At 45.1% G+C, this 24,816-nt stretch carries 25 protein-coding genes; 23 read left to right on the forward strand and 2 right to left on the reverse strand.

What is annotated here, in order from left to right:
- Positions 1-12: 12 nt before the first annotated feature.
- The 20 genes from TPH_RS03795 to TPH_RS03885 all read left to right on the forward strand — a co-directional run bounded on the left by TPH_RS03795 (position 13) and on the right by TPH_RS03885 (position 20,177).
- Positions 13-507: a gamma-glutamylcyclotransferase family protein gene (locus tag TPH_RS03795; RefSeq protein ID WP_012281341.1), complete on the forward strand. Its 495-nt coding sequence runs from the start codon at positions 13-15 to the stop codon at positions 505-507.
- Between the two features lie 4 nt (positions 508-511).
- Entirely contained in the window at positions 512-1,597 is a 1,086-nt protein-coding gene (locus TPH_RS03800) for a M23 family metallopeptidase (protein WP_012281340.1), read from the forward strand.
- 17 nt (positions 1,598-1,614) lie between these two features.
- Entirely contained in the window at positions 1,615-1,980 is a 366-nt protein-coding gene (locus tag TPH_RS03805) for a DUF6103 family protein (RefSeq protein WP_012281339.1), read from the forward strand.
- Between the two features lie 33 nt (positions 1,981-2,013).
- Positions 2,014-2,895, forward strand: a complete 882-nt coding sequence (locus TPH_RS03810; protein WP_012281338.1) for a ParM/StbA family protein — start codon at positions 2,014-2,016, stop codon at positions 2,893-2,895.
- A gap of 4 nt (positions 2,896-2,899) precedes the next feature.
- A complete protein-coding gene (locus TPH_RS03815; RefSeq protein WP_012281337.1) occupies positions 2,900-3,193 on the forward strand; it encodes a hypothetical protein in 294 nt (97 codons plus the stop codon).
- A 110-nt stretch (positions 3,194-3,303) separates the two neighbouring features.
- The gene (locus TPH_RS03820) at positions 3,304-3,561 is read left to right on the forward strand and encodes a DUF6103 family protein (RefSeq protein ID WP_012281336.1); all 258 of its coding nucleotides are present in this window, start codon (positions 3,304-3,306) and stop codon (positions 3,559-3,561) included.
- Positions 3,562-3,979: 418 nt separating this feature from the next.
- Positions 3,980-4,387, forward strand: a complete 408-nt coding sequence (locus tag TPH_RS03825) for a hypothetical protein (protein ID WP_015049873.1) — start codon at positions 3,980-3,982, stop codon at positions 4,385-4,387.
- 11 nt (positions 4,388-4,398) lie between these two features.
- Positions 4,399-6,174 carry a MobP3 family relaxase gene (mobP3, locus tag TPH_RS03830; protein ID WP_015049874.1) on the forward strand — a complete coding sequence of 592 codons (1,776 nt, stop codon included), beginning with the start codon at positions 4,399-4,401 and terminating at the stop codon, positions 6,172-6,174.
- A gap of 146 nt (positions 6,175-6,320) precedes the next feature.
- Entirely contained in the window at positions 6,321-7,802 is a 1,482-nt protein-coding gene (locus TPH_RS03835) for a DUF3991 domain-containing protein (RefSeq protein WP_015049876.1), read from the forward strand.
- A gap of 92 nt (positions 7,803-7,894) precedes the next feature.
- Positions 7,895-9,733 (forward strand): VirD4-like conjugal transfer protein, CD1115 family, encoded by a 1,839-nt coding sequence (locus TPH_RS03840; RefSeq protein WP_015049877.1) that lies wholly within the window; start codon positions 7,895-7,897, stop codon positions 9,731-9,733.
- 10 nt (positions 9,734-9,743) lie between these two features.
- Positions 9,744-10,010, forward strand: coding sequence for a helix-turn-helix domain-containing protein (locus tag TPH_RS03845; RefSeq protein WP_015049878.1), 267 nt, complete (start codon positions 9,744-9,746; stop codon positions 10,008-10,010).
- Positions 10,011-10,177: 167 nt separating this feature from the next.
- Positions 10,178-10,321 (forward strand): hypothetical protein, encoded by a 144-nt coding sequence (locus TPH_RS15350; protein ID WP_015049879.1) that lies wholly within the window; start codon positions 10,178-10,180, stop codon positions 10,319-10,321.
- A gap of 124 nt (positions 10,322-10,445) precedes the next feature.
- Positions 10,446-10,598, forward strand: coding sequence for a hypothetical protein (locus TPH_RS15355; RefSeq protein ID WP_155990788.1), 153 nt, complete (start codon positions 10,446-10,448; stop codon positions 10,596-10,598).
- Positions 10,576-11,169, forward strand: coding sequence for a rubrerythrin (rbr, locus tag TPH_RS03855; protein ID WP_015049881.1), 594 nt, complete (start codon positions 10,576-10,578; stop codon positions 11,167-11,169). The genes TPH_RS15355 and rbr overlap by 23 nt, the downstream gene beginning before the upstream one ends.
- 50 nt (positions 11,170-11,219) lie before the next feature.
- Positions 11,220-11,600, forward strand: coding sequence for a desulfoferrodoxin (locus TPH_RS03860; RefSeq protein ID WP_015049882.1), 381 nt, complete (start codon positions 11,220-11,222; stop codon positions 11,598-11,600).
- Positions 11,601-11,914: 314 nt separating this feature from the next.
- The gene (locus TPH_RS03865; protein WP_028991093.1) at positions 11,915-12,961 is read left to right on the forward strand and encodes an SH3 domain-containing protein; all 1,047 of its coding nucleotides are present in this window, start codon (positions 11,915-11,917) and stop codon (positions 12,959-12,961) included.
- 97 nt (positions 12,962-13,058) lie between these two features.
- The gene (locus TPH_RS03870) at positions 13,059-13,544 is read left to right on the forward strand and encodes a hypothetical protein (RefSeq protein ID WP_408033289.1); all 486 of its coding nucleotides are present in this window, start codon (positions 13,059-13,061) and stop codon (positions 13,542-13,544) included.
- 46 nt (positions 13,545-13,590) lie between these two features.
- Positions 13,591-13,818, forward strand: coding sequence for a MerR family transcriptional regulator (locus TPH_RS03875; RefSeq protein WP_015049885.1), 228 nt, complete (start codon positions 13,591-13,593; stop codon positions 13,816-13,818).
- 3 nt (positions 13,819-13,821) lie between these two features.
- Positions 13,822-16,977, forward strand: coding sequence for a site-specific DNA-methyltransferase (locus TPH_RS03880; protein ID WP_015049886.1), 3,156 nt, complete (start codon positions 13,822-13,824; stop codon positions 16,975-16,977).
- Complete coding sequence (locus tag TPH_RS03885; RefSeq protein ID WP_201764491.1) at positions 16,977-20,177, forward strand: DEAD/DEAH box helicase family protein; 3,201 nt, start codon at positions 16,977-16,979, stop codon at positions 20,175-20,177. Before TPH_RS03880 ends, TPH_RS03885 begins: the two co-directional genes overlap by 1 nt.
- A gap of 365 nt (positions 20,178-20,542) precedes the next feature.
- Here the strand turns inward: TPH_RS03885 and TPH_RS03890 are convergent, their stop codons facing one another.
- Together TPH_RS03890 and TPH_RS03895 are read right to left on the reverse strand one after the other, a co-directional pair.
- Positions 20,543-21,496: an IS3 family transposase gene (locus TPH_RS03890; RefSeq protein WP_015049888.1), complete on the reverse strand. Its 954-nt coding sequence runs from the start codon at positions 21,494-21,496 to the stop codon at positions 20,543-20,545.
- Positions 21,493-21,897 (reverse strand): HTH domain-containing protein, encoded by a 405-nt coding sequence (locus tag TPH_RS03895; RefSeq protein ID WP_015049889.1) that lies wholly within the window; start codon positions 21,895-21,897, stop codon positions 21,493-21,495. Before TPH_RS03895 ends, TPH_RS03890 begins: the two co-directional genes overlap by 4 nt.
- 229 nt (positions 21,898-22,126) lie before the next feature.
- Here TPH_RS03895 and TPH_RS03900 point away from each other — a divergent pair, with 229 nt between their 5' ends.
- From TPH_RS03900 to TPH_RS03910, 3 genes are all read left to right on the forward strand, one after another.
- Positions 22,127-22,570 carry a hypothetical protein gene (locus TPH_RS03900; protein WP_015049890.1) on the forward strand — a complete coding sequence of 148 codons (444 nt, stop codon included), beginning with the start codon at positions 22,127-22,129 and terminating at the stop codon, positions 22,568-22,570.
- Between the two features lie 394 nt (positions 22,571-22,964).
- Positions 22,965-24,320 carry a glycosyltransferase family 2 protein gene (locus tag TPH_RS03905; protein WP_015049892.1) on the forward strand — a complete coding sequence of 452 codons (1,356 nt, stop codon included), beginning with the start codon at positions 22,965-22,967 and terminating at the stop codon, positions 24,318-24,320.
- 28 nt (positions 24,321-24,348) lie between these two features.
- Complete coding sequence (locus TPH_RS03910) at positions 24,349-24,594, forward strand: hypothetical protein (RefSeq protein WP_015049893.1); 246 nt, start codon at positions 24,349-24,351, stop codon at positions 24,592-24,594.
- The last annotated feature ends 222 nt before the right edge of the window (positions 24,595-24,816 follow it).

Below are 24,816 nucleotides of genomic sequence, written 5' to 3' on the forward strand. Positions count from 1 at the left end.
GAATGAGAGAAAATGAAAAGCAAAACCCTATACATCGCCTACGGCAGCAACCTCAACCTGACGCAGATGGCCTGCCGCTGCCCCACCGCCAAAGTAGTCGGGACAAGCGAGCTTAAGGATTATGAGCTGCTGTTCAGAGGCAGCCGCCATAGCGCGGTGGCAACGGTGGAACCCTGCAAAGGCGGCTGTGTGCCTGTTCTTTTATGGACGCTGAAGGAAAAAGACCTGCAGGCTCTCGATCGCTACGAGGGATATCCCCACTTTTACCGCAAGAAAATCCTCAATGTGGAGCTGAAAGGCGGGATCGTTTCCGCCATGGCGTATATCATGAACGACGGGCATCCCTTCGGCGCGCCCTCGGATCACTACCTGAACACCATCCTGGAAGGCTATGAAAGCGCGGGCTTTGACACCGAGGTTCTGGAACAGGCGGTGGAAAAATCCATCCGGCTGGCCGAGGAACAGCAGCCGGAACAGGAGAACCTGTTTGGCCTGAAATGGTGGTGAGAGCATGGCTGATCCCGCAACCATCACCCTTGCGGTCAGGGCGGCCGTCGCCGCGGCAACCGACAAAAGGACATGGAAGGCTGCCGGCGTTCTTGTCGCCGCCATCCTGACGCCCTTTATCCTTATCGTCGTGATGATCGTGAGCCTGCTCTCGGCTGCGGCGGATCACAACAGCAACGCCATAGAATTGTGCTTCAACGGCGGCGCTATCTCTTCCCGGGTCCCCGCCGATTACGCCGCCCATATCCGGGAGATGCGCAACGGCTTTTCGGAGCTTGACGCCGCCATCGCCGACATATCTTCGCAGGTGGAGGATGGACAGCTTGACGCCACCCGCATAAAGGCGGTTTTTTATTCTCTGTTCTTCGGCGCTGAAAACTTGCGGATGGACGCCTCGGATTACCGGGCCTTCGCCGACTGCTTCGTGCGGTACGAAACCCGCGCCGAAAAGGATGAGGACGGCAACAAAACCGGTAAAACCTACACCGTGGCCGTGCCGCTTAAATCCCTGCCGGAGATCTACGCCAACCTCCAAACCACCCTGGGCAGGACAATCACCCATGAGGACCGGGCCAACGCCTCGGAGATTTACCACCGCATATTGTACGGCGGCGGCATCCCCACCTATGGGGAGGCGTTCAACGCCTGGTCAAACGGACTGCCTCTGTCCGACGCGCCCTTTGTCGGAGCCGACGGCTTCTGTTCTCCCCTGGGGGAAGGCTGGCGCGGCATGGTGACCTCGGAATTCGGGTACAGGACCGACCCATTCACTGGTCGGCACAAAGGACACTCCGGCATCGACCTGGCCGCGCCCCAAGGGACGCCAATCCGCGCTGCGCTGGACGGCACGGTGCTGTTTGCACGCTATAAGACCACGGGCTACGGCTATCATTTAGCCATCGACCACGGCGGCGGCTTTGTCACTTTCTACGCCCACTGCTCCAAAATCCTCGTCACCGAGGGTCAGGCGGTCAAGGCCGGCGACATCATCGCGGAGGTTGGCAGCACCGGAAGAAGCACCGGCCCGCACCTGCATTTTGAGGTGCGCATCAATGGAGAAATCCAAAATCCAAGAAGCTATCTGCCGTAGAAAGGAGGAAATGAGACATGAGAGAAACGGAACTTACGATACTGTTCCCCACGGAGAAGCTGGAGGCCCTCCGTTTTTTTATGCGCAAAAAAGAGCTGGACATCGAACGGGAGATGAAGGATTACCTTGAAAAAACCTATGAGAGGATCGTCCCCGTCCATGTCCGGGAGTATGTGGAAAGCAGGATCGGACAGGAGCCTGCCCAGGAACAGATGCCAGGACCGGAAGCCCAGGAACGGCAGACGGAACCGCAGCGCCAGCCAAGGCAGACCCGCCGCCAGCGTGAGCAGGCAGCAACCGAGGCGCCTTCCTCTCCGCAAGCTCAGACCGGGACGGAGGGACCTGCCGAGGAAGAAACCCAGGGCATGACCATGAGCATGTAAACAGCGGAAAGGAAAAAGGAGGTGTTAATTTTAATGATTAAGCTTGGTGTGGACAACGGAAACTACAACACCAAATCCTCGGAGGGGATGCTCTATGCCTCCGGATACACTGCAAGCGACAAGGAATTCATCACGCCGGATATGCAGCTCTTCTACGAGGGCAGATATTACGCCATCGGCGAGCGCCGCATGCGATTTCAGCAGGACAAGACCAGAGAGCCGGATACCTTTATGCTTACGCTGCCGGCAATCGCGGATGCGATGAAGCACGCGGGAACCACAAGCGCGGAAATCGCCCTTGGCGTGGGCCTGCCCATTGGCAGCTACGGGACGCAGAAGGAGGCATTTCGGCGATATTTTCTGCGTGACAATGTTTCGTTCTTGTTCGAGGGAACGTCTTACCGATGCCGCATCGCCGAGTGCAAGGTGTTCGCGCAGGGTCATGCGGCGCTGTGCCGGTATTATCCGCAGCTGAAGGATTACCGAAGCATCACGCTGGTGGATATCGGCGGGTATACGGTGGATATCCTCACACTCCATGACTTCCGGCTGGACAGATCGAGCTGCGCCAGCCTGCGCATGGGAACCATTACCCTCTACAGCCGGATTCAGGATACGCTCCAGCGCAATGACATCCTCCTGTCGGACGAACTTATCACCGACGCGATCCGCGGGGATATCCAGCACGCCGACAGCAAATTGATCCATGCTGTGGTGGAGCAGGCTGTGGTGGCTTACTGCAAGGAGCTGCTCAATGCGCTCCGGGAGCGCGGACTTGACCTGCGGCTCCCCACGGTGTTCGCGGGCGGTGGTGCGGAACTGCTCGAACTCATGCTGCGCAGGAGCGACATCAATACTGTGGCTGTGCTGAACCGGTTCGCCAATGCGGACGGCTACAAGCTCCTGATGGGGTGAGCCTATGTCCGGGCGAAAACGATATTATCTCTCCTTCGATATGGACAACCCAAGACATCGGGAAGCCGAGACACTGTTTGCGCGGCAGGCCAGCAGGCAGCGCACCGAGTATGTGGTTACCAGCATCCTGACGGCACATCAGACGGAAAGCCTGGAGCAGGTTGTCCGGCAGGCGGTCAGGGACGAGCTGCGAAATGCTGCGCCGCCACCGCAAACCACGCTGCCAGAGGAAACGGATGATGGTGTTCGGCTGTCCGATCTCCCCGGCAGCCTTATCCGTGCGCTGGAGGAATTGTAACCATGTTGGCTCATTTTCCTGCTGCCGTTATGACGGCGGGTCAGGAAAGTACACCAACATGGCTCACTTTTTCCTGCGATACAGAAATTTTGTAAAGGAGTGAACCTACTATGAGAAAATCAACCGTCCAAATCCAATACGACGCCGAGAAGCTTCGCGCCATCCGCCAGTACATGGGCAAAGAGGACACGGAGTTTCAGGCCGAGCTGGAGGATTTTCTCCAGAAGCTCTACGAAGAACACGTTCCCGCTCCCGTCCGGGAATACATTGAAAGCCGGAAGTTCCCGGAACCTGAAAGGCCTAACCGTCCCTCATGCCCCGCTCCATCGGCACCGGCGAAAAACAACAGCGCGGGCGGGAATGCGTAAATGCGGTTTGGACGCACTGTCGCCGCCTGTGTACCCCTGTGTCCGCTTTTTGCGGCGGGGGTGACATCATAACACCTGCGGGCAGAATAACGCCCCGTATCGGGGCTTTGTGAGCGGGAAAACAAAAAAGCGGACGCAGGCATGGAAGCTACCCTCCCTTTTGGGGGGTGAACCATGGGGTCGAAAACCTTGCAGGTTAAAGAGGGGTGGTCGCAGGCGACCTCCCCTCGAATCACATCAGCCCGCAATGCGGGCTGAAAGACTTTAAAGCAGGTGCACCTGAATAGGGCTGCGGTTACCTCGCGGGTGGTCGAAAATCCGGGTTTTTCCTGTATGCAAAGGCTTTTACAGGTACACCTCACAGGTGGTTGCCGAATATGTAAATGGAATCCAGACAAGGAACGGAGGTGGATTGAGAGTGGCAGAGGAGAATAAAAAGAGAATTCCCCTGTGGCTGTATCCCGAAACCATAAAAAAGGTAGATGAGCTTTTCCCGAAGGACAACTGCAAAAGCCGGAGCGAGTATATAGAAAAGGCCATTCACTTTTACAGCGGATATATCACATCCGGTGAAAACAACAAATATCTTCCCAGTGCAATCACTTCCACCCTTTCCGGCATCGTTGAAAGCTCCGAAAACCGTATTGCACGGCTGCTTTTCAAGCTGGCGGTGGAGATGTCCATGATGATGAATGTTCTTGCGTCTACCGTTGAGATCGATGAGACCCTGCTGCAAAAGCTCCGGGGAAAATGTATTAACGATGTAAAAAAGACCATCGGCTCCGTTACCTTTGAGGAAACAGTGAAATATCAAAAGGGTAAGTAAGGTGATATGCTATGCCCAGGATCATATTCAAGTGCCGGTACTTGAAAAATACACCCAAAGCGCATCTGGCCAATCTGGTAGAATATGTTGCTACCCGTGAGGGTGTTGAAAAAGTCTCCGACAGCTCTCACATTCTTCCTGCGACAAAAAACCAGCAGAAGTTGATTTCTGAAATCCTGAAAATGCTGCCGGATACTGCTGACCTATTCGAGTACGAGGACTATCTGAAAAATCCGACAAGGGAAAATGCATCGGAGTTTATCTCCATTGCCCTTGAAAACAGTCTTGACCTGATCGGTAAAAAGAAAAATTTTGTAGACTACATCGCCAATCGCCCGAGAGTTGAAAAACTCGGTAATCATGGACTCTTTACAGATGAGGGTGTACCTATTGTGCTTTCACAAGTAGCAGAAGAAGTGTCCAATCACACAGGAAATGTGTGGACAAATATTGTATCCCTCCGGCGCGAAGATGCGTCAAGGCTGGGATATGACAATGCAAAGTCGTGGCAGGATTTGATCCGGGCACAGCGGAACGTTATCGCGGAAAATATGAAGATCGCTCCGGAAAATTTGCGATGGTATGCTGCTTTTCACAATGAGAGCCATCACCCGCACATCCACCTGATTGCTTACTCCATCAATCCCAAAGAAGCCTATGTCACAAAGCAAGGGATAGAAAATATGCGGGGAAGTCTCGCACGGGAAATCTTCCGCCAGGACTTGATGCAGATTTATGAGAAGCAGACTGAACGACGCAATTCCCTGAATAGGCAGAGTCGTGAGGCCATGCAGGACATCATTACTCAGATTCGTTCAGGGATATGTGAAAATAAAAATATAGAGGAATTGATTGCCCGCCTTGCTGAAAAGCTCAAGCATACTTCCGGCAAGAAGCAATACGGTTATCTGAAGGCTCCCCTCAAGGAAGTCGTTAATCAGATTGTCGATGAGCTTGCAAAGGATGAAAGAGTAACAGAGCTTTACAGCAGCTGGTACGAAATGCGTAATGAAGTTTTAAGCACCTATGTTGACAAGCTGCCGCCGCCTCTTCCGCTTTCACAGCAGAAAGAATTCAAGAGCATTAAAAACATGGTGATTGCCGAAGCGTTAAATATCGGCAGTCACCATTTCACTTTTGAGCCGGACGAGGAACAGAATATATCAATAGAAGATGATGGTGATATTGCTGCTGCCACCACATATTTTGAGAAATCTGCAAAGCTCGGAAATGTCAACGCACAGTATATGCTCGGCAGGATTTATCTTGAATCGGACAGCGAGCATGAAAATGTAGAAAAGGCATTGCAGTGGCTGGGGAAAGCTGCGGACAACGGGAATGCTCTCGCACAGTATGCAATGGGGAAGCTGTACCTTACAGGAAACCATCTAGAGAAAGATGCCGTAAAGGCTGTGGAACTGTTGACCAAATCTGCAGAACAAGGCAATCAGTATGCGCAATATGCCCTCGGCAAACTGTATCTTTTGGGGCATGATGTCAGGCAGGATAAGGAAACAGCGTTGCATTGGCTGTCGGCAGCTGCAGCACAGGGAAATATCTATGCAAAGTATTTGCTGGAACGCATGGATTCCTTCAAAGACCCATCCATACTCCTTGCAGCAACACGCTTGATGCATCACTTGGGCAATATCTTTAGAGAGGAGTATCAGAAAGCTTTTGGCAATCCTCTCATCCAGGTTGACCGAAAGCTCCGCAAAAAACTCATGGAGAAAAAACTGGCGCAAGGTCACGCATATAACGACCATGCGCCGCATCAAAGCTATTAGGAGGAATTCCCATGAAGAAGAACTACCTAAAGAAAAAAGAAAAGCCCCCCGTCTCTTATATATTCTCAAGACTGAAGCCACCTGTGAAAAGGGTGGCTTATTTTCGCAGGTCGGGCAAGCGGAAACGCTGACAAAGGAGAATCGCTATGGCAGAATACGTACATTTTACCGATGAGCAGAAACAGCGTGCAAACTCCGTTGACCTTGTGGACTTTCTCAGACGGCAGGGAGAGCAGATCATACGCTCCGGCAGGGAGTGGCGGTGGAAGCGTCATGACAGCGTGACTATCCGGGGCAACCGGTGGTTCCGCCACAGCGCCGGGCAAGGCGGCCTGGCCATTGACTTTGTGCAGGAATTTTATGGGCTCTCATTCCCTGATGCGGTGACACTGCTGCTGGGCGGCGAACAGGGTACGGCGTTTAGACAAAGCGATAAAAAGGTCCCGGAAACAGAACGAAAAGAATTCATACTTCCGGAGGCCGCCGATAATATGCGCCGGGTATATGCCTACCTCTTGAAGCAGAGATATATTGACCGGGATGTCCTCACCCACTTTGTCAGAGAGAAAAAAATATATGAGGATAAGGAATATCACAATGCTGTTTTTGTAGGCTGTGATGAAAACGGTACTGCCCGGCATGCACATAAAAGGGGAACCTATTCCAACGCTGCTGGTTACCGTGGCAATGTGGAAGGCTCCGATCCAAAATACAGCTTCAATTACATCGGTACAAGTGATACCCTTTATGTGTTTGAAGCTCCCATCGACATGCTGTCATTTATCACCCTGCATAAAAACGGCTGGCAGCAGCACAGCTATGTAGCGCTGGACGGTGTGGCTGAACATGCCATGCTTCATGTGTTGTCAAAGAATATGTACCTTAAAAATGTGGTATTGTGCCTTGATCATGATCCTGCCGGTATAGAAGCTTCCGGGCGACTTGCAGGCATATTGCATGAGAAAGGATATACCAGCGTTTCATGTTTGCAGCCTGCATGCAAGGATTGGAATGAGGACCTGAAAGCACAGCATGGCATAACACCGATTCCGGCAAAACCGCATCCGAAGCTTGAAGCCTGCAAAGAGCTGTGCGGAGAGATTCGTTACTTGTGCGGACATATCAAATCCGTGAAAAATCCCCATGAAATGCTGATGGAGCACTATGAAAAAGCAGTGCTCCTCATGCAGTTATCCAGGTCAACCGATGGGCAAAAAGCTTTCTTGGTGGAACAACTGCTAAGCATGACGGTATATGCGCTGTTTGCAGTGATTGTGCAATACCGGCAGCTTGAAAAACCGATGAATTTTAAGCAACTGACCGATGAACTCTGTCGCAGCTATCATCCGCACCAGGACCGGGGAAAGCTGAAAACCAAAGCAGAGGATATCCAGCAGGATGTCAATGCCATTAATGCTCGGCTCAACACATTTGGAATCCGTACCCTTGAGGATAAGCAAAAATTGATCGCATCATATATGAGTCTTGCACTGAATTGTGTCAAGGCTTTAATTTTTATATGTCTTGAAGAGCAGGAACAGAGAATAGAAGCTCTGCAAAAGCAGAATGAAGAGAGATCCGATTATATGCAGGCTGTTTGCGAAGAATTTTTGCAGCCTGGTATTTAGCAATATTATAACTGCATATTTGAAGAAAGCCATGTGCAAATGAAAAAACATTGGTGCATGGCTTTCTTAATTTTGAAAGAAGGGGGAAACCAATGCAAGCATCACAGGTGGTTACTTTAATCATAGCTGCTGCAACTATGTTTGGAGTCATCGGTTTTATCGTTCTCTTGGCTCATTACTATACTTTGAATGGCATCAAGGCCAGGACTGTAGGTGACGGCCAGCATGGCACGGCAAGGTTTGCAACGAAGAATGAAATAAAGAAGACCTATGCTCATGTACCCTATGAGCCGGAACGGTGGCGCAAGGGCATCAACCTGCCCAAGGTGCAGGGTCTGGTTGTGGGATGCAAAACGGCTTCAGGGGTGGTCACCGCTCTTGTAGACCAGGGGGATGTGCATGCATTGATGATCGGTGCGGCGGGGGTCGGCAAAACTGCCAATTTCCTCTACCCCAATCTGGAATATGCCTGTGCGTCCGGGATGAGTTTTATCACCACTGACACCAAAGGCGACCTTTACAGGAATTATGGATGCATCGCCAAGGATTACTATGGCTATGATGTGTCCGTCATTGACCTGAGAAACCCCACCTGCAGCGACGGCAACAATATGCTGCACCTTGTGAACAAATATATGGATGAATACCTTGCCAATCCTGATAATCTCCCAGCAAAAGCCAGGGCGGAGAAATATGCAAAAATTATTGCCAAAACCATCGTCAACTCCGGGGGACTGGATGCAGGCTCCTACGGCCAGAATGCATTTTTCTATGATGCAGCCGAAGGCTTGCTGACCGCCGTCATTTTATTGGTGGCGGAATACTGTCCAAACGAAAAACGCCATATCATATCGGTCTTTAAGCTCATACAGGACTTGCTGGCTCCCTCTGGCGTAAAAGGCAAAAATCAGTTCCAGCTGCTTATTGAAAAGCTCCCGTCAGAGCATAAGGCAAGATGGTTTGCGGGAGCGGCATTAAACACTGCGGAGCAGGCCATGCAAAGCGTCCTGTCGACAGCCCTTTCCCGGTTGAATGCATTCCTGGACTCAGAACTGGAACAGATACTGTGCTTTGACACTGCCATTGATGCGGAGCGTTTTTGCAAAAGAAAGTCTGCCATCTTTCTCGTCATGCCGGAAGAAGACAACACAAAATATTTTCTAATCTCCCTCATTGTCCAGCAGCTCTACCGGGAGATACTGTCGGTGGCCGATGAGCAGGGAGGAAGGCTTCAAAACCGTGTCATGATGTACCTGGACGAGATCGGCACCATACCTAAAATTGAATGTGCGGAGATGATGTTTTCCGCTTCCCGTTCCCGCCGTGTTTCCATCGTGGCCATCATACAGAGCTTTGCGCAGCTTGAAAAGAACTATGGCAAGGAAGGGGCTGCCATCATCATCGACAACTGCCAGGATACCATCTTCGGGGGTTTTGCTCCTAACTCGGAGTCAGCGGAGATACTTTCCAGAAGCCTCGGTAATAAGACGGTTTTATCAGGTTCGGTCACCCGGGGGAAGCATGATCCGTCCCAATCCCTGCAAATGATCCAGCGTCCCCTGATGACTCCTGATGAATTAAAGACCCTGCCCAAAGGCAGCTTCATTGTCGCAAAGACCGGAGCCTGCCCTATGAAAACCAGTTTAAAGCTGTTCATTGAATGGGGTATCCGGTTTGAAAAGGTGTATGAGCTGCAGGAAAAATCCGTCCGCAAGGTGGCCTATGCTGATAAAAAAGAACTTGAAGAGGAAATCGTCAAAAGGCACATATCATATGAGGATATAGAAGAACAGGAATCATACTCCACATCAGCTCAAGGCGGCATGTCTCTTGCACCTGCTGAAGAGATTCAGGTGAAAGCATTGAAGTCCAGGCTGCAAACAAAGATAAAAGCACAGCAGCTAATGGAGCCGCCGCTGCGTACAGATTAGGAGGTGTTTGATGGGCTATTTTGAATCACTTTATGCATCGGAGCTTCCCCATAGAGCTGTAGCCGTCTACATGTACCTTCGTGACAGGGCGGACAAGGATGGCAAATGCTATCCGGCGATCGGTACCATCGCCGCAGAACTGAAGCTGTCACGGAGCACAGTAAAAAGAGCCATCGCAGACCTTGAAAAGAGCGGTTACCTTCGCAAGGAGCAGCGGTGGCGTGAGAATGGGGGCAAGAGCAGCAACATATATTTTTTAAAATCAGGGATGGGGTAACTCTGAAAAACCTTATTTTACACTAAGGGGGCAGTCTGTTTATTTGGTGAACTGTGGTACGGTTCACCGTGAGCTATGCAGTGAACTCCCCACTCTAAGAAATATTCAACATCAGACAAAGAAACAAAATAGTTTTATTGATAAATAGCATGAAAGGTGAAGATAGGATGAATTTAGAAAAATCAAGGAATGCGGAATACAAAAAGAGTGCAGCTTTATTGTCTCTGCTGGTTGGATTGGATGCTGATGCGGAAGAAAAGATTTATAGATGCTTTCAAAACATGGGAATAGATGACTTTTTTCTAAAGTAAATTATGAAGTGATTGCGCATTAGGCGAAACGGCAGTAGAAGAAAACCGGGATAGTTATCAATTCACTCACTTATTTTAGATCGGAGATGGGGTGTGCAGTATCTATCAAAAGAAAGCCCATCACTTGAAAACGATTGCGGCAAGAGTTGGAGAGTGTCTGGAAGGATATGGGCATGTTCCCGTGGACGAGGAAGAAAACATTAGAATTTTATGGTATAATAAAGAAAAATGTAAAAATGAAAGGATGGTAATTTATGAAGGGCTTAAAAGGGACTAAAACTGCTGAAAATCTTTTAAAGGCGTTTGCCGGGGAGTCCCAGGCACGCAACCGCTACACCTATTATGCGTCGGTAGCTGACAAGGAAGGCTACAAGCAAATAAAAAATATTTTTATTGAAACAGCCGATAATGAAAAGGAGCACGCCAAAAGGTTTTATAAATTCCTGCTTGAGGGGTTCCAAGATGAACTGTCGGCAACAATAGAAATAAATGCAGCTTACCCGGTGGCACAGGGAACCACCCTTGATAATCTGAAAGCAGCAGCAAGTGGCGAAAATGAGGAGTGGGCAGACCTTTATCCGGCATTTGCGAAGGTAGCCGAGGAAGAAGGCTACCCTGAAATTGCTGAAGCCTTCAAAATGATTGCCTCTGCTGAAAAAAGGCATGAGACAAGGTTTAACAAGCTTGCAGCGAACATAGAAAATGGCAAAGTTTTCAAAAAGGATGAAAAAGTTTTGTGGAAATGCGGAAATTGCGGCTATGTACATGAAGGCACAGAAGCGCCGGAGAAATGTCCTGCATGTGTTCATCCACAGGCATTTTTTGAGTTGTTTGTAGAGAACTATTAATAATATCAAAATATCAAAGAATCAAGTATAAAATGAAAGGGGATAACAAGATGAAAGCACCTGTAGCTTTTTACAAATGTGAGATATGTGGAAACCTCGTAGGTTTGATAAAGCGTGGAGGTGGCCAGCTTGTTTGTTGTGGCAAACCTATGACAGAGCTGAAGGCAAACACTACCGAAGCGTCCTTTGAAAAGCATATTCCTGTTGCAACAAGGGATAATGGGAAGATAACCGTCCAGGTCGGGTCAGTCCTCCATCCCATGACAGAAGAGCACTATATAGAATGGATTGCTGTAGTTAGTGACGATGGGACTGAAAGGATTTCACTGTCTCCAACGGACGAGCCTAAAGCCGTATTCTGTGATAAGAAAAATGCGGAAGTATACGCTTACTGCAACCTTCATGGTTTATGGAAAGCAGAAGTAAAATAGACTCAAGGAATAAAAAATAATCACCGTCACAGCCCTTCTACTTTGCGCTCATAAAGCCTTGCACAGCAAGGCTTTATGAGTTTATGGGGATAGTTGGAGATATTTCCTTGGATGGGGAGAACACCAATTGAAAATTTTCTTCGATTTGAAGGGAATACTTGCTATTATTCGTAGTTTCGAATATAATATATTTTGTATGATTATAACTTTTAAGAGATATGTCAATGGGATATATCGGTTAAAACAGAATGCAAATGCCTAGCTGTAAGTTGAATCAGAACGGTTTGCGATTAGGTGGGGGGCTTTCGGTAGAAATGTCAAAGGGTAAGATGGAGAAGCCATTCAGGACTATGAATAGATATATGGAACAAATGGATAGAATCAGTTGGATGACAGGAATAGCATCAAGGATTAATACAGCAACCATGTTTGAGACGCCTATTAGTAGGTTGCTTCAACAGCAAGACTATATTACCAATCTTTTTAAAGGTACAGAATTTGCTTCTGCATTTTCATATGCAGAGAAAATGGACAAACTCTTTCCGTGCATAGAAAAGCTTGTATTGCCTAATGCTGCAGTTTTTCCTGAAGCACAAAGAGCTTTAGATATTGTCAATACGCCTGCAATCAGAGAGGCAATTCTTTATGCAAATAGGATTGAAGGTATTATGCCTAAGCGTTTAGGCAGTATGTTTGAGAATTCTATAGCAATCCTTGAGAGGATTAATTTTAATAACAGCTGGCTGTCGTCCATTATAGATTCATTAAATACTTATCAAAACCTTTTCCAAAACATAATAAATACCACTGCTTATAACAATTTGTTAGGGAACTTATTTCCTGAAGACGAGTATTCTCAGATATTCAACAATTTTGATAGTGAAATTGACGAGGTATCTTTAACCTCTATCGAAGAGGAAGAGCTTGCAAATGATATTACAGAGATTTATTCTTCTCCAAACTGGCAGCAACGGCTAAATGCAGCAATAATAAAATGGCAGGAAAAAAATCCTATAGTTATGCGGGTTTTACAAGCAATTGTTACGTTAATTACCATAATAAGTGCAATAGTAACGATAGCCGGTTTTGTGCATCAGGCTACCGTCGTTTCAGATAAAGCAGCAATAAGAGAAGAACCTTCTAAAACAGCTCCAATTGTATATACCGTTACAAAAAATGAAATCGTCACGATTATTAGTGAAGAACGGTACTGGTACCAGGTCGAATATGTACCTCTAAAAGTTGAGGATGAAGATAAAAAAATTGTCTACAAGGGATATATTGCTAAACGGACAACAGAGAAAACTATTGAAACCAAGTCTACCAGTGCTGCTGAAGATGATGCTTTGAATAAACAATAAGAAGTACGATTCTTCTTAAAAGAATGACACAACCATTAAATGCAGTAACAGAATAATTAATGGATGGCAAGAAGGAGGGGGTGTTTACTTGAAGCATATGAATTCTCTAATAAGATGCATACTGGATTTTTACAATCTCCAAAGTTTAGAAAATCCAGTAGTTCTTCAGCGCATGAAAGAGGGCAATAGCGAGGAATGGATAATGGACAGGTTGGAGCGGGCCATCTTAAATGATTGTGATAAAGAGGCTAAAGCTATACATTCACGTTATGCCATATGGGGAGAAGATATCCGCAGTTTAACCTTGAAGGCAAGGAATGAGATGAGACAAGGAAACTGTGAGCGTGCGGGAAAATTACTTAATATAGTGATCAACAGTATGGGTGCATTTATAGACGCACAAGTCATGCTCAGCAATAAGTCGGAAAATATAAGTTTTATAGAACCTGCTGAAATATTGGAATCTTATATGGAAGCATTGAAATCAAATAATTTTAAAGAAAGTGCTGAAATAGATAGTGTGGTTAAAAGGATGGGGGAGCTGATTAAAGATAAACCATTATTTTATGGGATTGAGGATTAAGAAATTGCTGGAGCCTAGAAAACTACATTTCGATGAGGGATGAGAAATGGATTATATTACTGCGAAAGAAGCAGCTGAAAAATGGGGCATATCCCAACGGCGGGTGCAGGTTCTGTGTGAACAGGGCAGAGTTGACGGAGCCAAGCGCCTTGGCTGGGTCTGGGCAATTCCTAAAGATGCCCCAAAACCAGCAGATGCAAGGTTTAAAAGAGAAGATAGAGAAGAAACCATGATTCATGCAAAAGAAGATAGCTACCAGAACAGGAGGGGTTAGGCAATGAGCGAAAAACTGCAACGCTTTACTAAACTTTTAAGGGACATGTTTGAGTTGGAGAAATCAGATCTTGACTTTGGCATATACCGCATCATGAATATCCGCAAAAACGAGATCAATAACTTCATTGAAAATACTCTTGCCAGTGAAGTTAATTCCATACTATCGAAATATGCTACCGACAACAGCCAGGTAAGAAAGCGTATTGAAGAAATTGAGAAGCAGTGTGAAAGCGTAGGGGTTAAGGTAGAGGACAGCAAGCTGAGAGAAGAATATGCCGAATATAAGGCGTTGCTTGCCTCCGGCACAGCAGTTGCCGAGTTGGAAAGCGATGTTTATTCAGCTTTGTATAACTTTTTCAGCCGTTACTATGATGAGGGAGATTTTATAAGCAAACGCCGCTATAAAGAAGGGGTTTATGCTATTCCCTATGAGGGGGAAGAAGTAAAACTTTATTGGGCCAACCATGACCAATACTATATCAAAACCAGCGAAAACTTCAGGGATTATTCCTTTAAGGTAGATGTACAGGGAGAAAAGTATACGATTCATTTTAAGCTGGTTGACGCCAATACCGAGCAAAATAACAACAAAGAAAGTGATGACAAAAAGCGCGAATTTATTCTGCTTGATGAAAACTATCTGGAAGCGGAGGGTAATGAACTCACAATAAAATTTGAATATCGTGTTCCTGCAAGTGAGCAGGATAGCGTAAACAAGGTTAAAGATAATTCTAAATTAAATAAATCCGCCGTTGATAAAATTAAAGGCGCCATTTCAGAAAATGCCGATTTAAAGCGCTTTGTCTGGGCTATAAACATGCCTGCTCCAACAGACAAAAATAAGACCCGGACAATTCTGGAAAAGCACCTGGAAACCTATGTTGCCAAGAACACCTTCGATTATTTTATCCACAAAGATTTGCGCGGTTTCTTGAACAGGGAATTGGATTTTTACATAAAAGCCGAGATAATGCACCTAGACGACCTGGACACCGACAATGAAGTGAAAGTAAATACCTACCTTGCCAAGGTGAAGGCCATTAAAAAAGTAGGTCGCACCATTATTGACTTTTTGGCGCAAATAGAGGACTTTCAGAAAAAGCTGTGGCTCAAGAAAAAGTTTGTGGTTGAGACAAACTGGTGTATCACCCTTGATAAAATTGACGAGAGTTTCTATCCTGAAATAGCTGCCAATGATGCCCAACGGCAGGAATGGGTGGAACTGTATGCCATTGATGAGATTGCCGGAGACTTGATGACAGTGGCCTATTCTAATCCGCTGACCGTAGATTTTTTAAAACAGAATAAAAACCTTGTGCTGGATACAAAGCATTTTACAGCGGAATTCAAGGAGCGGCTGATTGCAAGCATAGGCAATTTAGATGAGGAGACAAACGGTCTGTTAATACACAGTGAGAATTTTCAGGCATTGAATTTGCTGCGCGAGCGGTATCAGAAACAGGTTAAATGCATTTACATAGATCCTCCCTACAATGCCAAATCCAGTGAAATTCTCTATAAAAATAATTATAAACATTCTTCCTGGGTGAGCTTAATCGAAAATAGAGTCACACTGTCCAAATCGTTAATAAATAAAAATTCGGTGTATATAGCGGCTATTGACGAAGTCGAAAATGAAAAACTCGGTTTTCTTCTTGATGATACTCTTTCCTCATTTGATGGTAAAACTGTAGTCTCGGTTGTAATAAATCCATCAGGACAACAAGGAAAAAACTTTTCCACAACCCATGAATATGTATATTTTTATTACTCCGACACTGACGGAATGCTCGCCAAGGAATTCCGGGACGATGATCATGCGGATGTTAGAGGTTTTATGAACGGGGCAAAAGGAGAAGGTGGCAATTATCTTCGTGAAAGTGGCAAGAACTGTTTTTACCCAATTTACGTTAAGGACAACTTAATTATTGGCTTTGGCGATGTTTGTGATCATGATTATCATCCGGGATCTGCAAATGTACTCTGTGATGATGGGACTATTGCAGTGTATCCGGTTGATGCGGATGGTACAGAAAGAAAATGGTTATTTGAACGGGGTACTGTTGAAGAAATAAAAAACGAACTAAGCGTAAAGTATAATAAAAACAGAGATGAATTAGAAATTATCCGGACTAAAAAATTAATTAACTTTAAGACTGTATGGCATGATTCAAAATATAGCGCAAAAGAACATGGCACTAATTTATTAAATAAACTGTTCGGAAAAAATCCATTTTCTTATCCCAAATCGATTCATGCGGTTAGAGATTGTATATATATAGCTACCCATTTGGATAAAAGCGCAATTGTATTGGATTATTTTGCCGGCTCCGGCACAACAGGTCATGCAGTAATAAACCTCAACCGCGAAGACGGAGGCAATCGTAAGTATATTCTTGTGGAAATGGGCAATTATTTCAACACAGTTACCAAGCCGAGGATTAAAAAGGTTATCTACGCTAAAGATTGGAAAGACGGCAAGCCACAAAACAGAAATACCGGTGTTTCACAGATTTTTAAATACATTCGTCTGGAAAGCTATGAGGATACATTGAATAATATCGAGCTTAGCCGCACGCCTGAGCAGGAAAAGCAGCTGAGGATGGATGCAAAATTCTTTAACGAGTACCTTGTATCCTATATGCTGGACATTGAAAGCAGGGGCAGCCTCTTAAGCCTTGACCGCTTTAAGGAGCCTTTTGCCTATAAAATGAAAATTGCTGAAAATAATGAGACAAAAGAAACAACCATTGACCTGGTGGAAACCTTTAATTACCTCCTTGGCCTTACTGTTACGAGACAAAAAGCTGCTGCCCGTTTTAATGCCGTCCCTGATCCTAAGGGTGAATATGAAAATGCAGTAATGCTCACAGAAGACAAGGAAGGGAAATATACCTTTAAAACAGTGGAAGGCATTATGCCTAATGGGGATAAAGCTCTTGTTATTTGGCGTAATCTTACCGAAGATCTGACAGCCGACAACGCTGCTCTTGACGCATTCTTTGAAAAATATCGAGGGGAAATAAAGGGCGGAGAGTTTAACTATATTTATGTCAATGGAGATAACAACTTGGAAAACCTCAAGAGCGAAAAGGAACAGTGGAAGGTTCATTTAATCGAGCTTGAATTTATGAAGAGGATGTTCGAGGAGGTGTGATGATGGGGGCAAAAAAGACCAAGAAAGCAAATAAGTCCATCAATCTCAATGACTGTCTGGTGCTCAACAAATATTTCCTTTCCCTCTTTGGCAAAAGAGATTTCAGAGAGCTGGCGGAAGACATGCGGTCTGCCGATTTGGAAGGGTATAACGAAGAGAACACCTCCTATTTCCATGAATTTACAGTACGCAAGTATGTTAAGTTGGGCTTTTTAAATAAGGACAAGCTGAAGGAGTATGATGAAAACATCTTCCGTTATGTCCAGCATATCGGCGAGGGTCGGGGCGGGCTTACCCTAAAATATTTCCAGTATCTTGCTTTGCTTTTTACCGAGATGTATCTCGACAGGTATTTCCTGGATAGGGAAAACTTTGTTGCCGACTTAAATAATTTCCTGCATGAATTCAATGCTGAAAGCGATGGTGAAACAATTTCGGATTATACACCGGACAGCTTGAACAAGCTAGCCTTTATGTGCGCTACGGGCAGCGGCAAGACCCTGATCATGCATGCCAATATCCTACAATACCAGCATTATTTTAAGAGAGCACAGGAATATAACAAAAGTTTGACACTAAATAAAATTATTCTCCTTACGCCCAATGAAGGGTTGTCTCATCAGCACATTGAGGAAATGAAGCTTTCCGGCATCCGCTGCCGCCTCTTTGAAAAGGATACCCTGCAGGAAAAAGACGAAGTGCTGGTTATCGACATTAACAAGCTGGAAGAGCAGGGGAAGGTAAAGACTGTTTCTGTGGACAGTTTCGAGCAGAACAACCTTGTCCTGGTTGATGAAGGGCACAAAGGACTCTCCGGAAATGTGTGGTACGATTTTCGCAGCCGGTTGTCGGAAAACGGGTTTTCCTTTGAGTATTCAGCAACTTTTAAGCAGGCTATCAAGGAGGAAAAAACAAAGTTAGAAGCTGAGGCTCTTGCTCATCAGTACGGCAAGGCCATTATATTTGACTATTCCTATAAGTACTTCTATAACGACGGCTATGGCAAGGAATACCGTATTTATAACCTGAAAGAGAGTCTTTCCAGAGAACAGCAGGAGCTGTATTTAACGGGTTGTTTACTCAGTTTTTATCAGCAAATGAAAATTTATCAGAGCGATAGAGGGGCCTTTGTCCCCTTCAATATTGAAAAGCCATTGCTTGTATTTGTGGGCAACAGTGTGAATAAAGCCGTCAGCAAGGACGAATTAACCGACGTGCAGGAAGTTTTGGCCTTTATTAACGGTTTTACAGCCAATAGAGAAAAGGCCGTAAGCCGAATCAAAATGCTGCTGGATGACAATACCGGGCTCCTTGATGAAAGAGGACAGGAGCTGTTTTACGGCGATTTTTCCTATCTGCAAAATCTGTTTCAGCGAGATGCCGGCTCTGTTTATGACGATGTGTTAAAAATCGTTTTTGAGACAACTTCCACAGGCAGGTTGCACTTGGTAAATTTAAAACAGCTGGGCGGAGAAATTGGTTTAAGGATCGGCAGCGACAATGAATTTTTCGGGGTTATCAATGTTGGCGCCGGCGGCGACAGCGAGCTGATTAAGAATATTGAAAAAGGGAAGACCGGGATTGTTACCGATGAAAACCAGTTTGAGAACGAATCCCTGTTTAAAAAAATAAACGATAAAAATTCCAAAATTAACATACTTATCGGTTCTAAAAAGTTTACGGAAGGGTGGAACAGCTGGCGGGTTTCCACCATGGGGCTGATTAACTTTGCCAAAGGAGAAGGGTCCCAGGCCATCCAGCTTTTTGGCAGGGGGGTAAGGCTGAAGGGGTACGGAAACTGCCTAAAGCGCAGTTCCAAACTAGACTACCCTGTTGAAGTGCCAAAGTATATTAACAAAATTGAGACCCTAACTATATTTGGCGTAAAAGCCGATTATATGGCACAATTCAAAGAATATCTTGAAAAGGAAGATATGGATCTGAATGACTCCATCAGGGAATTCAGGCTCCCTGTAGTAAGCCGTTTTCATGATGTGAAGGATAAACTGAAGGTGATTAAAGTCAAGGACGGTATCAATTTCAAAAAACAATCGAAACGGCCGATCCTTACCACTCCTTCGGACGGGTTTATGGACAACCTGGTCAAAAATAAAATCAAGATTGATTATAATGCTACCGTACAAAGCCTTACTTCTACCAAGAGTGAAGATATAAAATATCAAAAGGACGAGGCGGTATTAGAGTCTAGGCATATTGCATTTTTAGACGTGGATAAGCTTTATGCCGAACTGCTGCAATATAAAAACCAAAAGGCTTATTACAATATCAGCATCGAAAAGTCATTTTTGCCGGAAATACTTAAAACTAAAGGCTGGTACACTTTATTTGTCCCCAAGGCGCTGATGGAAATCGACAGTTTTGATAAAATTGGCAGAATCAATGATATATGTGTTATGCTTTTGAAAAACTATCTGGACAGATATTTTAAATATCATAAGGCCCAATGGGAAGCGCCGCACCTGGTTTACGGAGACTTAAAACAAAGCGATAAGAATTTTATCGATGAGTATAATATTACCTTGTTCAATAAAGAGAGATTTGACGAGTTTGCACAGCTGTTTGAGGGAATCAAGGAGGCTCTGGAAAAAAACAGGCGTTTGGGTAAGTACGAGGATAAGCATTTGAATTTCCGCTACTTTGATTTTTACAACCACCTTTATACTCCCCTTATCTCTATTGATAAAGGAATCCGTATCGAGGTTTCGCCTGTCAGCCTAAACAGCGATGAAAAGCTGTTTATTGACAGGCTGAAGAAATATTGCGATGATAATCCGTCGGCTTTTATCGAAAAGAGGCTGTACTTGCTCCGCAACAAGAGCAAAGTAGGTGTGGGCTTTTTTGAAGCAGGCAATTTTTATCCGGATTATATTATGTGGATCGCTGAAGACGACAAGCAGTATATAACCTTTATTGACCCAAAGGGCATTATGATGCTGGAAAAGAATATCAATAACCCCAAAATACAATTTTACAAAACCATAAAAGAACTGGAAGTTCGGTTACAGCCTTCGTGTACCGAAAAACAGATTATTTTGAATTCTTTTATCATGTCCGGCACACCTGCTGTGGACGCCAGCGCACATTTTGGAGTTAGAAGACCTGAGTTTGAAAGCAGGAATGTGCTTTTTCTGGAGGATGATGATTGTATAGAGAAGATGATGAGCAAGGTATATCTTTAAAAATCTTCGAAACGACTATATAAGAAATCCATCAGGAAAAGTGAGGTTATTCCTATGACCATTGACAACCCAAACAACGAAAATAAATAATCCTATACAACGCACGTGGAAGCCGTGGTATATTGTGTACCCCATGTCAAGGACAATTTGGGTTTTTGACGTTCCAATCAAATAGGTATTTATGTTATACTAACGGTGCTTTACCACAAGGGAGGATAGGGCAACGCTGAGGAGCGTCCCGAGAGCCCGTGTGGGTTTACAAGGGAGGCGTTGCGCATCAGCATCGCTTCTTTTTATTGCAGGCAAGCATTGCCTCCCTGGAAACAAAAGCGAAAAACCTCGGGGTGTGGGGCAGAGCCCCACCTTCAATCTTTACCTTTTGCCTTTGGTATTGTTAAAGGGTATTCTCCTGTTTCAAGATACCTGTAATACTCCCTTGGAGCTAATCTTGCCAAATCCCATTGGTATCGCTCGTTGTTGTAATAATCAGTCCAGTCGCTGATTACTTGGTGAATTTCTTCAAACGTTGTGCACTGAGAAATGTCAATTTCATCTTTCATGTGACCGTAAAAGGATTCCTGCGGAGCGTTATCCCAACAGTTTGCCTTTCGGGACATGGATTGCCTCAGTTCACTGTCCTTTATCAGCTGGATAAACTTTATACTTGTATAGTGTGCCCCTTGATCCGAATTAATCAGGGTCTCGGTTGTCAAAGAGATACCATGATTCTCAACGAGCTGGTTCACGGTTTCCAGAACAAAATCGATTTCGAGAGATTCGCTTAAGACCCAAGCGAGCAACTCTTTTGTACAGGCGTCGATGATAGTAGACATATAGCATCGTGGCGCCTTCCCATTAATGATGTAGGTAATATCTGTCAGCAGAACAGCACGGGGGCCGTGTGTTTCAAATTCCCGGTTCAGCAGGTTGGGGGCGACATTGCCGGTTTTTAGTGCTTTGGCCATTCTCCGGTACGGATTTGCTTTGCGAATAGGACAGAAAAGTCCATATTTGTTCATCAAGCGCCGGATCTTTTTAATGTTCATGTGCACCGGAGGATCCATATGAAGAAGCCGCATGTAAATACCGCGGGCTCCTTTGTTGTAACCACGAAACTGGTAAGCTTCCAGAATTATTAGGAAATCCTTTTGATCTTGTTCTTCACGTTGTCGTCTGAGTCCTTCCGTTTGAAGGTAATGGTAGTATCCGGACCGCGAAACACCGGCAGCAGCGCACAGCCAGCTAATATTCAGCAAGTTGTTGTCTCGCTGGGTCATCTCACGAATGATTGCATACTTGGCAGATGCGGGAACATTCATGATTCCGAATCCTCCCGGCTTAAAGATACAATTTTTTTTAGAAACTCTATCTCTTGGTCCTTGTATGCTAATTGTTGTTCAAGATATTTAATCCTAGCTTCTGGGGTTATATAACCATCCAGATATTTATTGTAGGTATCTAAATCACGAAATCCATTACCGGCCTTAACTTCATTTCGAATCATCCCTTTAAGTCCATTTAAACGAGTCTCTCCAAGGATATCTGGATCAATACCTAGATTCATAACAATATTTCGCGGTGTTTTTCCTGCAATAATAGCTTCCCAGAATTTCTTTTTAAATTCAGCTGAAAAATGCACAATATTTGGAGATACCCCCAAAACATACGAACTTGAACGCAGATGGTTCATTTCCTCTTCGGTAAATTTTTTGTTAGCCATGTTTCTCCTCCAATTCATATAATAAATTCTAGTACCTGTCTGAATTGGAGTCAAAACTCTTGTGTCCGAAATTAAGGGTTTCAAAAGCTCTTCTGTCCAGAGACAAGGATTTTGAAAACATACTTGTCCGAAACTGAGGGGTTCTGAAAACCGCTACTGTCTAATCTATAGGGTACATTTTAGTATCGCTTAAAAGAAAAACCCATAAAGCCTTGCGCAGCAAGGCTTTATGGGTTTTTATAAGGAATTGGATCTGTTTCCTCCCTACTGCCGTGTGAGCACTGACACCGAAAAACAGCTTTCCAGCTACGAGACACAGGTTGCCTATTACGTGCGATTATATCTAAAAGCGCCTGGATTGGGAGTATGCATATATATGCCGACGAGGGAATCACAGGGACAAATACCAAAAACCATGCCCGATTTAACCTGGGAGATGGATGAACTCAGACAGCAGCATTCGGCTTTTACGCAGGCGGAGTTAATGCGCAAAGACACCCTTTCGAGGGTTTGGGAGATTGAAAGGATGCTGAGAGAGCGTGATGTGGTAAAGGCATTTGATGAGGATTTATTTGCAGCGCTGGTGGAACAGATTAGGGTAGTATCGCTGGTAGAGGTGGTGTTTGTATTGAAGGCGGGGGGTCATTATATTCAGGTGAGAGAGGTTTTATAAAAAGTCATATGATGTAAAATTAACAATAAATATAAAGAAAAATAAAGAAAAATAAAGAAACTCGTTGAAAAAAAAAAAAAAAATAGTATAATTCTATTTTAAGACTGAGATACGGTCATAGCCACATAGTTTATATAAATAGATATTTTAAGGGATATCTGCAGGAGTGGCTGGCAAATGAACCTGCAGTATTTGGGGAAGATTTGCTCATTATTCAAAAATAATTTGTCGGCTTTGCTGATACAGCGGAAATCCACCATCGAACGTCCTTGTATTTTGCCAGTTCACCAGAAAAACAGGATAAGGGCAAATAGGCAGAAGAAAAAATGTAGCAGACAGCAAACTTGTTGCTACATGCCAATCAAAGAAGGCAGAAAGGGGGTAGTTTGACCGTATGGAAATGCCCAATGTGCCGCTGGGACAATGGCCAATTAAAACCATCATTAAAAAGCGCCGTTATATTGAGGTAACCAAAAAGTTTTGGATTGGGCATGGTGCGGCTTTGCTATGGTTACTTTTCTCAATCATTGTATCCGTTCCCTGGTTGAACGACCTCGGTGCCCTCATTGGCAAACCCCTTGCTTTTATCCTGATTGCCGGTATAGGATACATCCCCGGATATATTAATATGTTTATAGCGGTAAGCCTACTGTTCGATCGGCAGCCTCAGTTTAAGACTACTAACCCTACAGACCCGGTCACCATCATCATTGCCTGCCGCAACGAAGAAAAAAGCATCGGCCATACACTTCGCTATATCAAGGGTCAGGATTATCAAGGATTGATCCGGGTCATTGTGGTGGACAATGCGTCTATAGACAAAACAGCAGAAACGGCCCAAAAGGCGGGAGAAGACCTCGGAATTGACATACAAGTCTTATTTGAAGAAAAGCCTGGAAAGTACAATGCGTTAAATAAAGCACTGGAACATGTAAATACCGAGTATGCAGTTACCCTGGATGCCGATACCCTACTGCACAAATCGGCAATCCGTTATTTGGTTTCCCGCATTAAATCTGCTCCCAGAGAAGTATGCGCGGTAGCCGGGGCGGTGCTGGTCAGAAACAGCAGGGAAAATCTGTTGACCCGCCTTCAGGAATGGGACTACTTTTTAGGCATTGCCAGTATCAAGCGCATGCAGGGCTTGTATCAGGGTACCTTGGTTGCACAAGGAGCCTATTCTCTGTACAGGGCGGAAGCATTGCGGGAGGCCGGTGGCTGGCCTGATGCCATTGGTGAAGACATCGTCTTGACCTGGAAGTTCTTAAACAGTGAGAAAAAAGTTTTTTTTGAACCATTAGCCGTAGCCTTTACTGAAGTTCCCGTGACGTTGAAACACCTGCTGCGTCAGAGAAGCCGCTGGGCACGGGGGATGATTGAAGCCCTAAAGCTATTTAAGCCCTGGCAGCAGCCGGTTAAATATGTCAAATACCTGACAGGTATTAACCTGATCATGCCCTATTTAGATCTTGTTTACACCTTTTGTTGGATGCCAGGGCTGATCCTGGCTTTCTTCGGTAAATACTGGATAGTGGGACCCGCGACCTTGTTTGTCGTTCCCCTTGCCCTGCTTCAAAACTATATACTCTATAGCTATCAACGCAACGTGTTTAGAAAACTTGATTTACGGATTCGGCGCAACCGTTTAGGATTTGTTCTTTATGTTCTGTTGTATCAGATGTTGATGAGTCCTATGTCTGTCATCGGTTATTGCCAGGAAATACTGATGCTGCGGCGAAAATGGAAATAAATACAGACGGAGATTGAGGGCCCAATTTTTGCTGACGCTGAACATTTTACGATATGTCCTGCAGATACCTGACCTGACACCGAGAGAACATGCCTACACCATAACCGTCATGGGCAAATTCAGCATCTCAGAAAGCAGTGTCTATAGGGTAAACAAACGAAATGGCCTGTTTGCCAAGGCAAATGAGATAGCTGTCAGAGCATCAAAGGAGTATATAAAAAAGACCAAGATGATGCGGAACAGGAGAAGGCTTAAAGCCCAAACCATGGAGTAACGCAGTTTACTCAACACCCGGGCAACTGCTGACCACATTTAAAAACGCCTGGATGTCAAAAGTTCGCTGAAGACGTACAGTGCATCTTATCTGGGTTCCCGCTGGAAAACCATATATATGTCGCTGAAGCGGCATCAACATAAGGATAAAAACCGTATTTTCAGGACAGTTAAATTTGAGAAAAATGGGGATGCGGAATAAAAATGAATGATAAAATAAAAC

Origin of the sequence: Thermacetogenium phaeum DSM 12270, assembly GCF_000305935.1 — a bacterium.
Taxonomy (GTDB): domain Bacteria; phylum Bacillota; class DSM-12270; order Thermacetogeniales; family Thermacetogeniaceae; genus Thermacetogenium; species Thermacetogenium phaeum.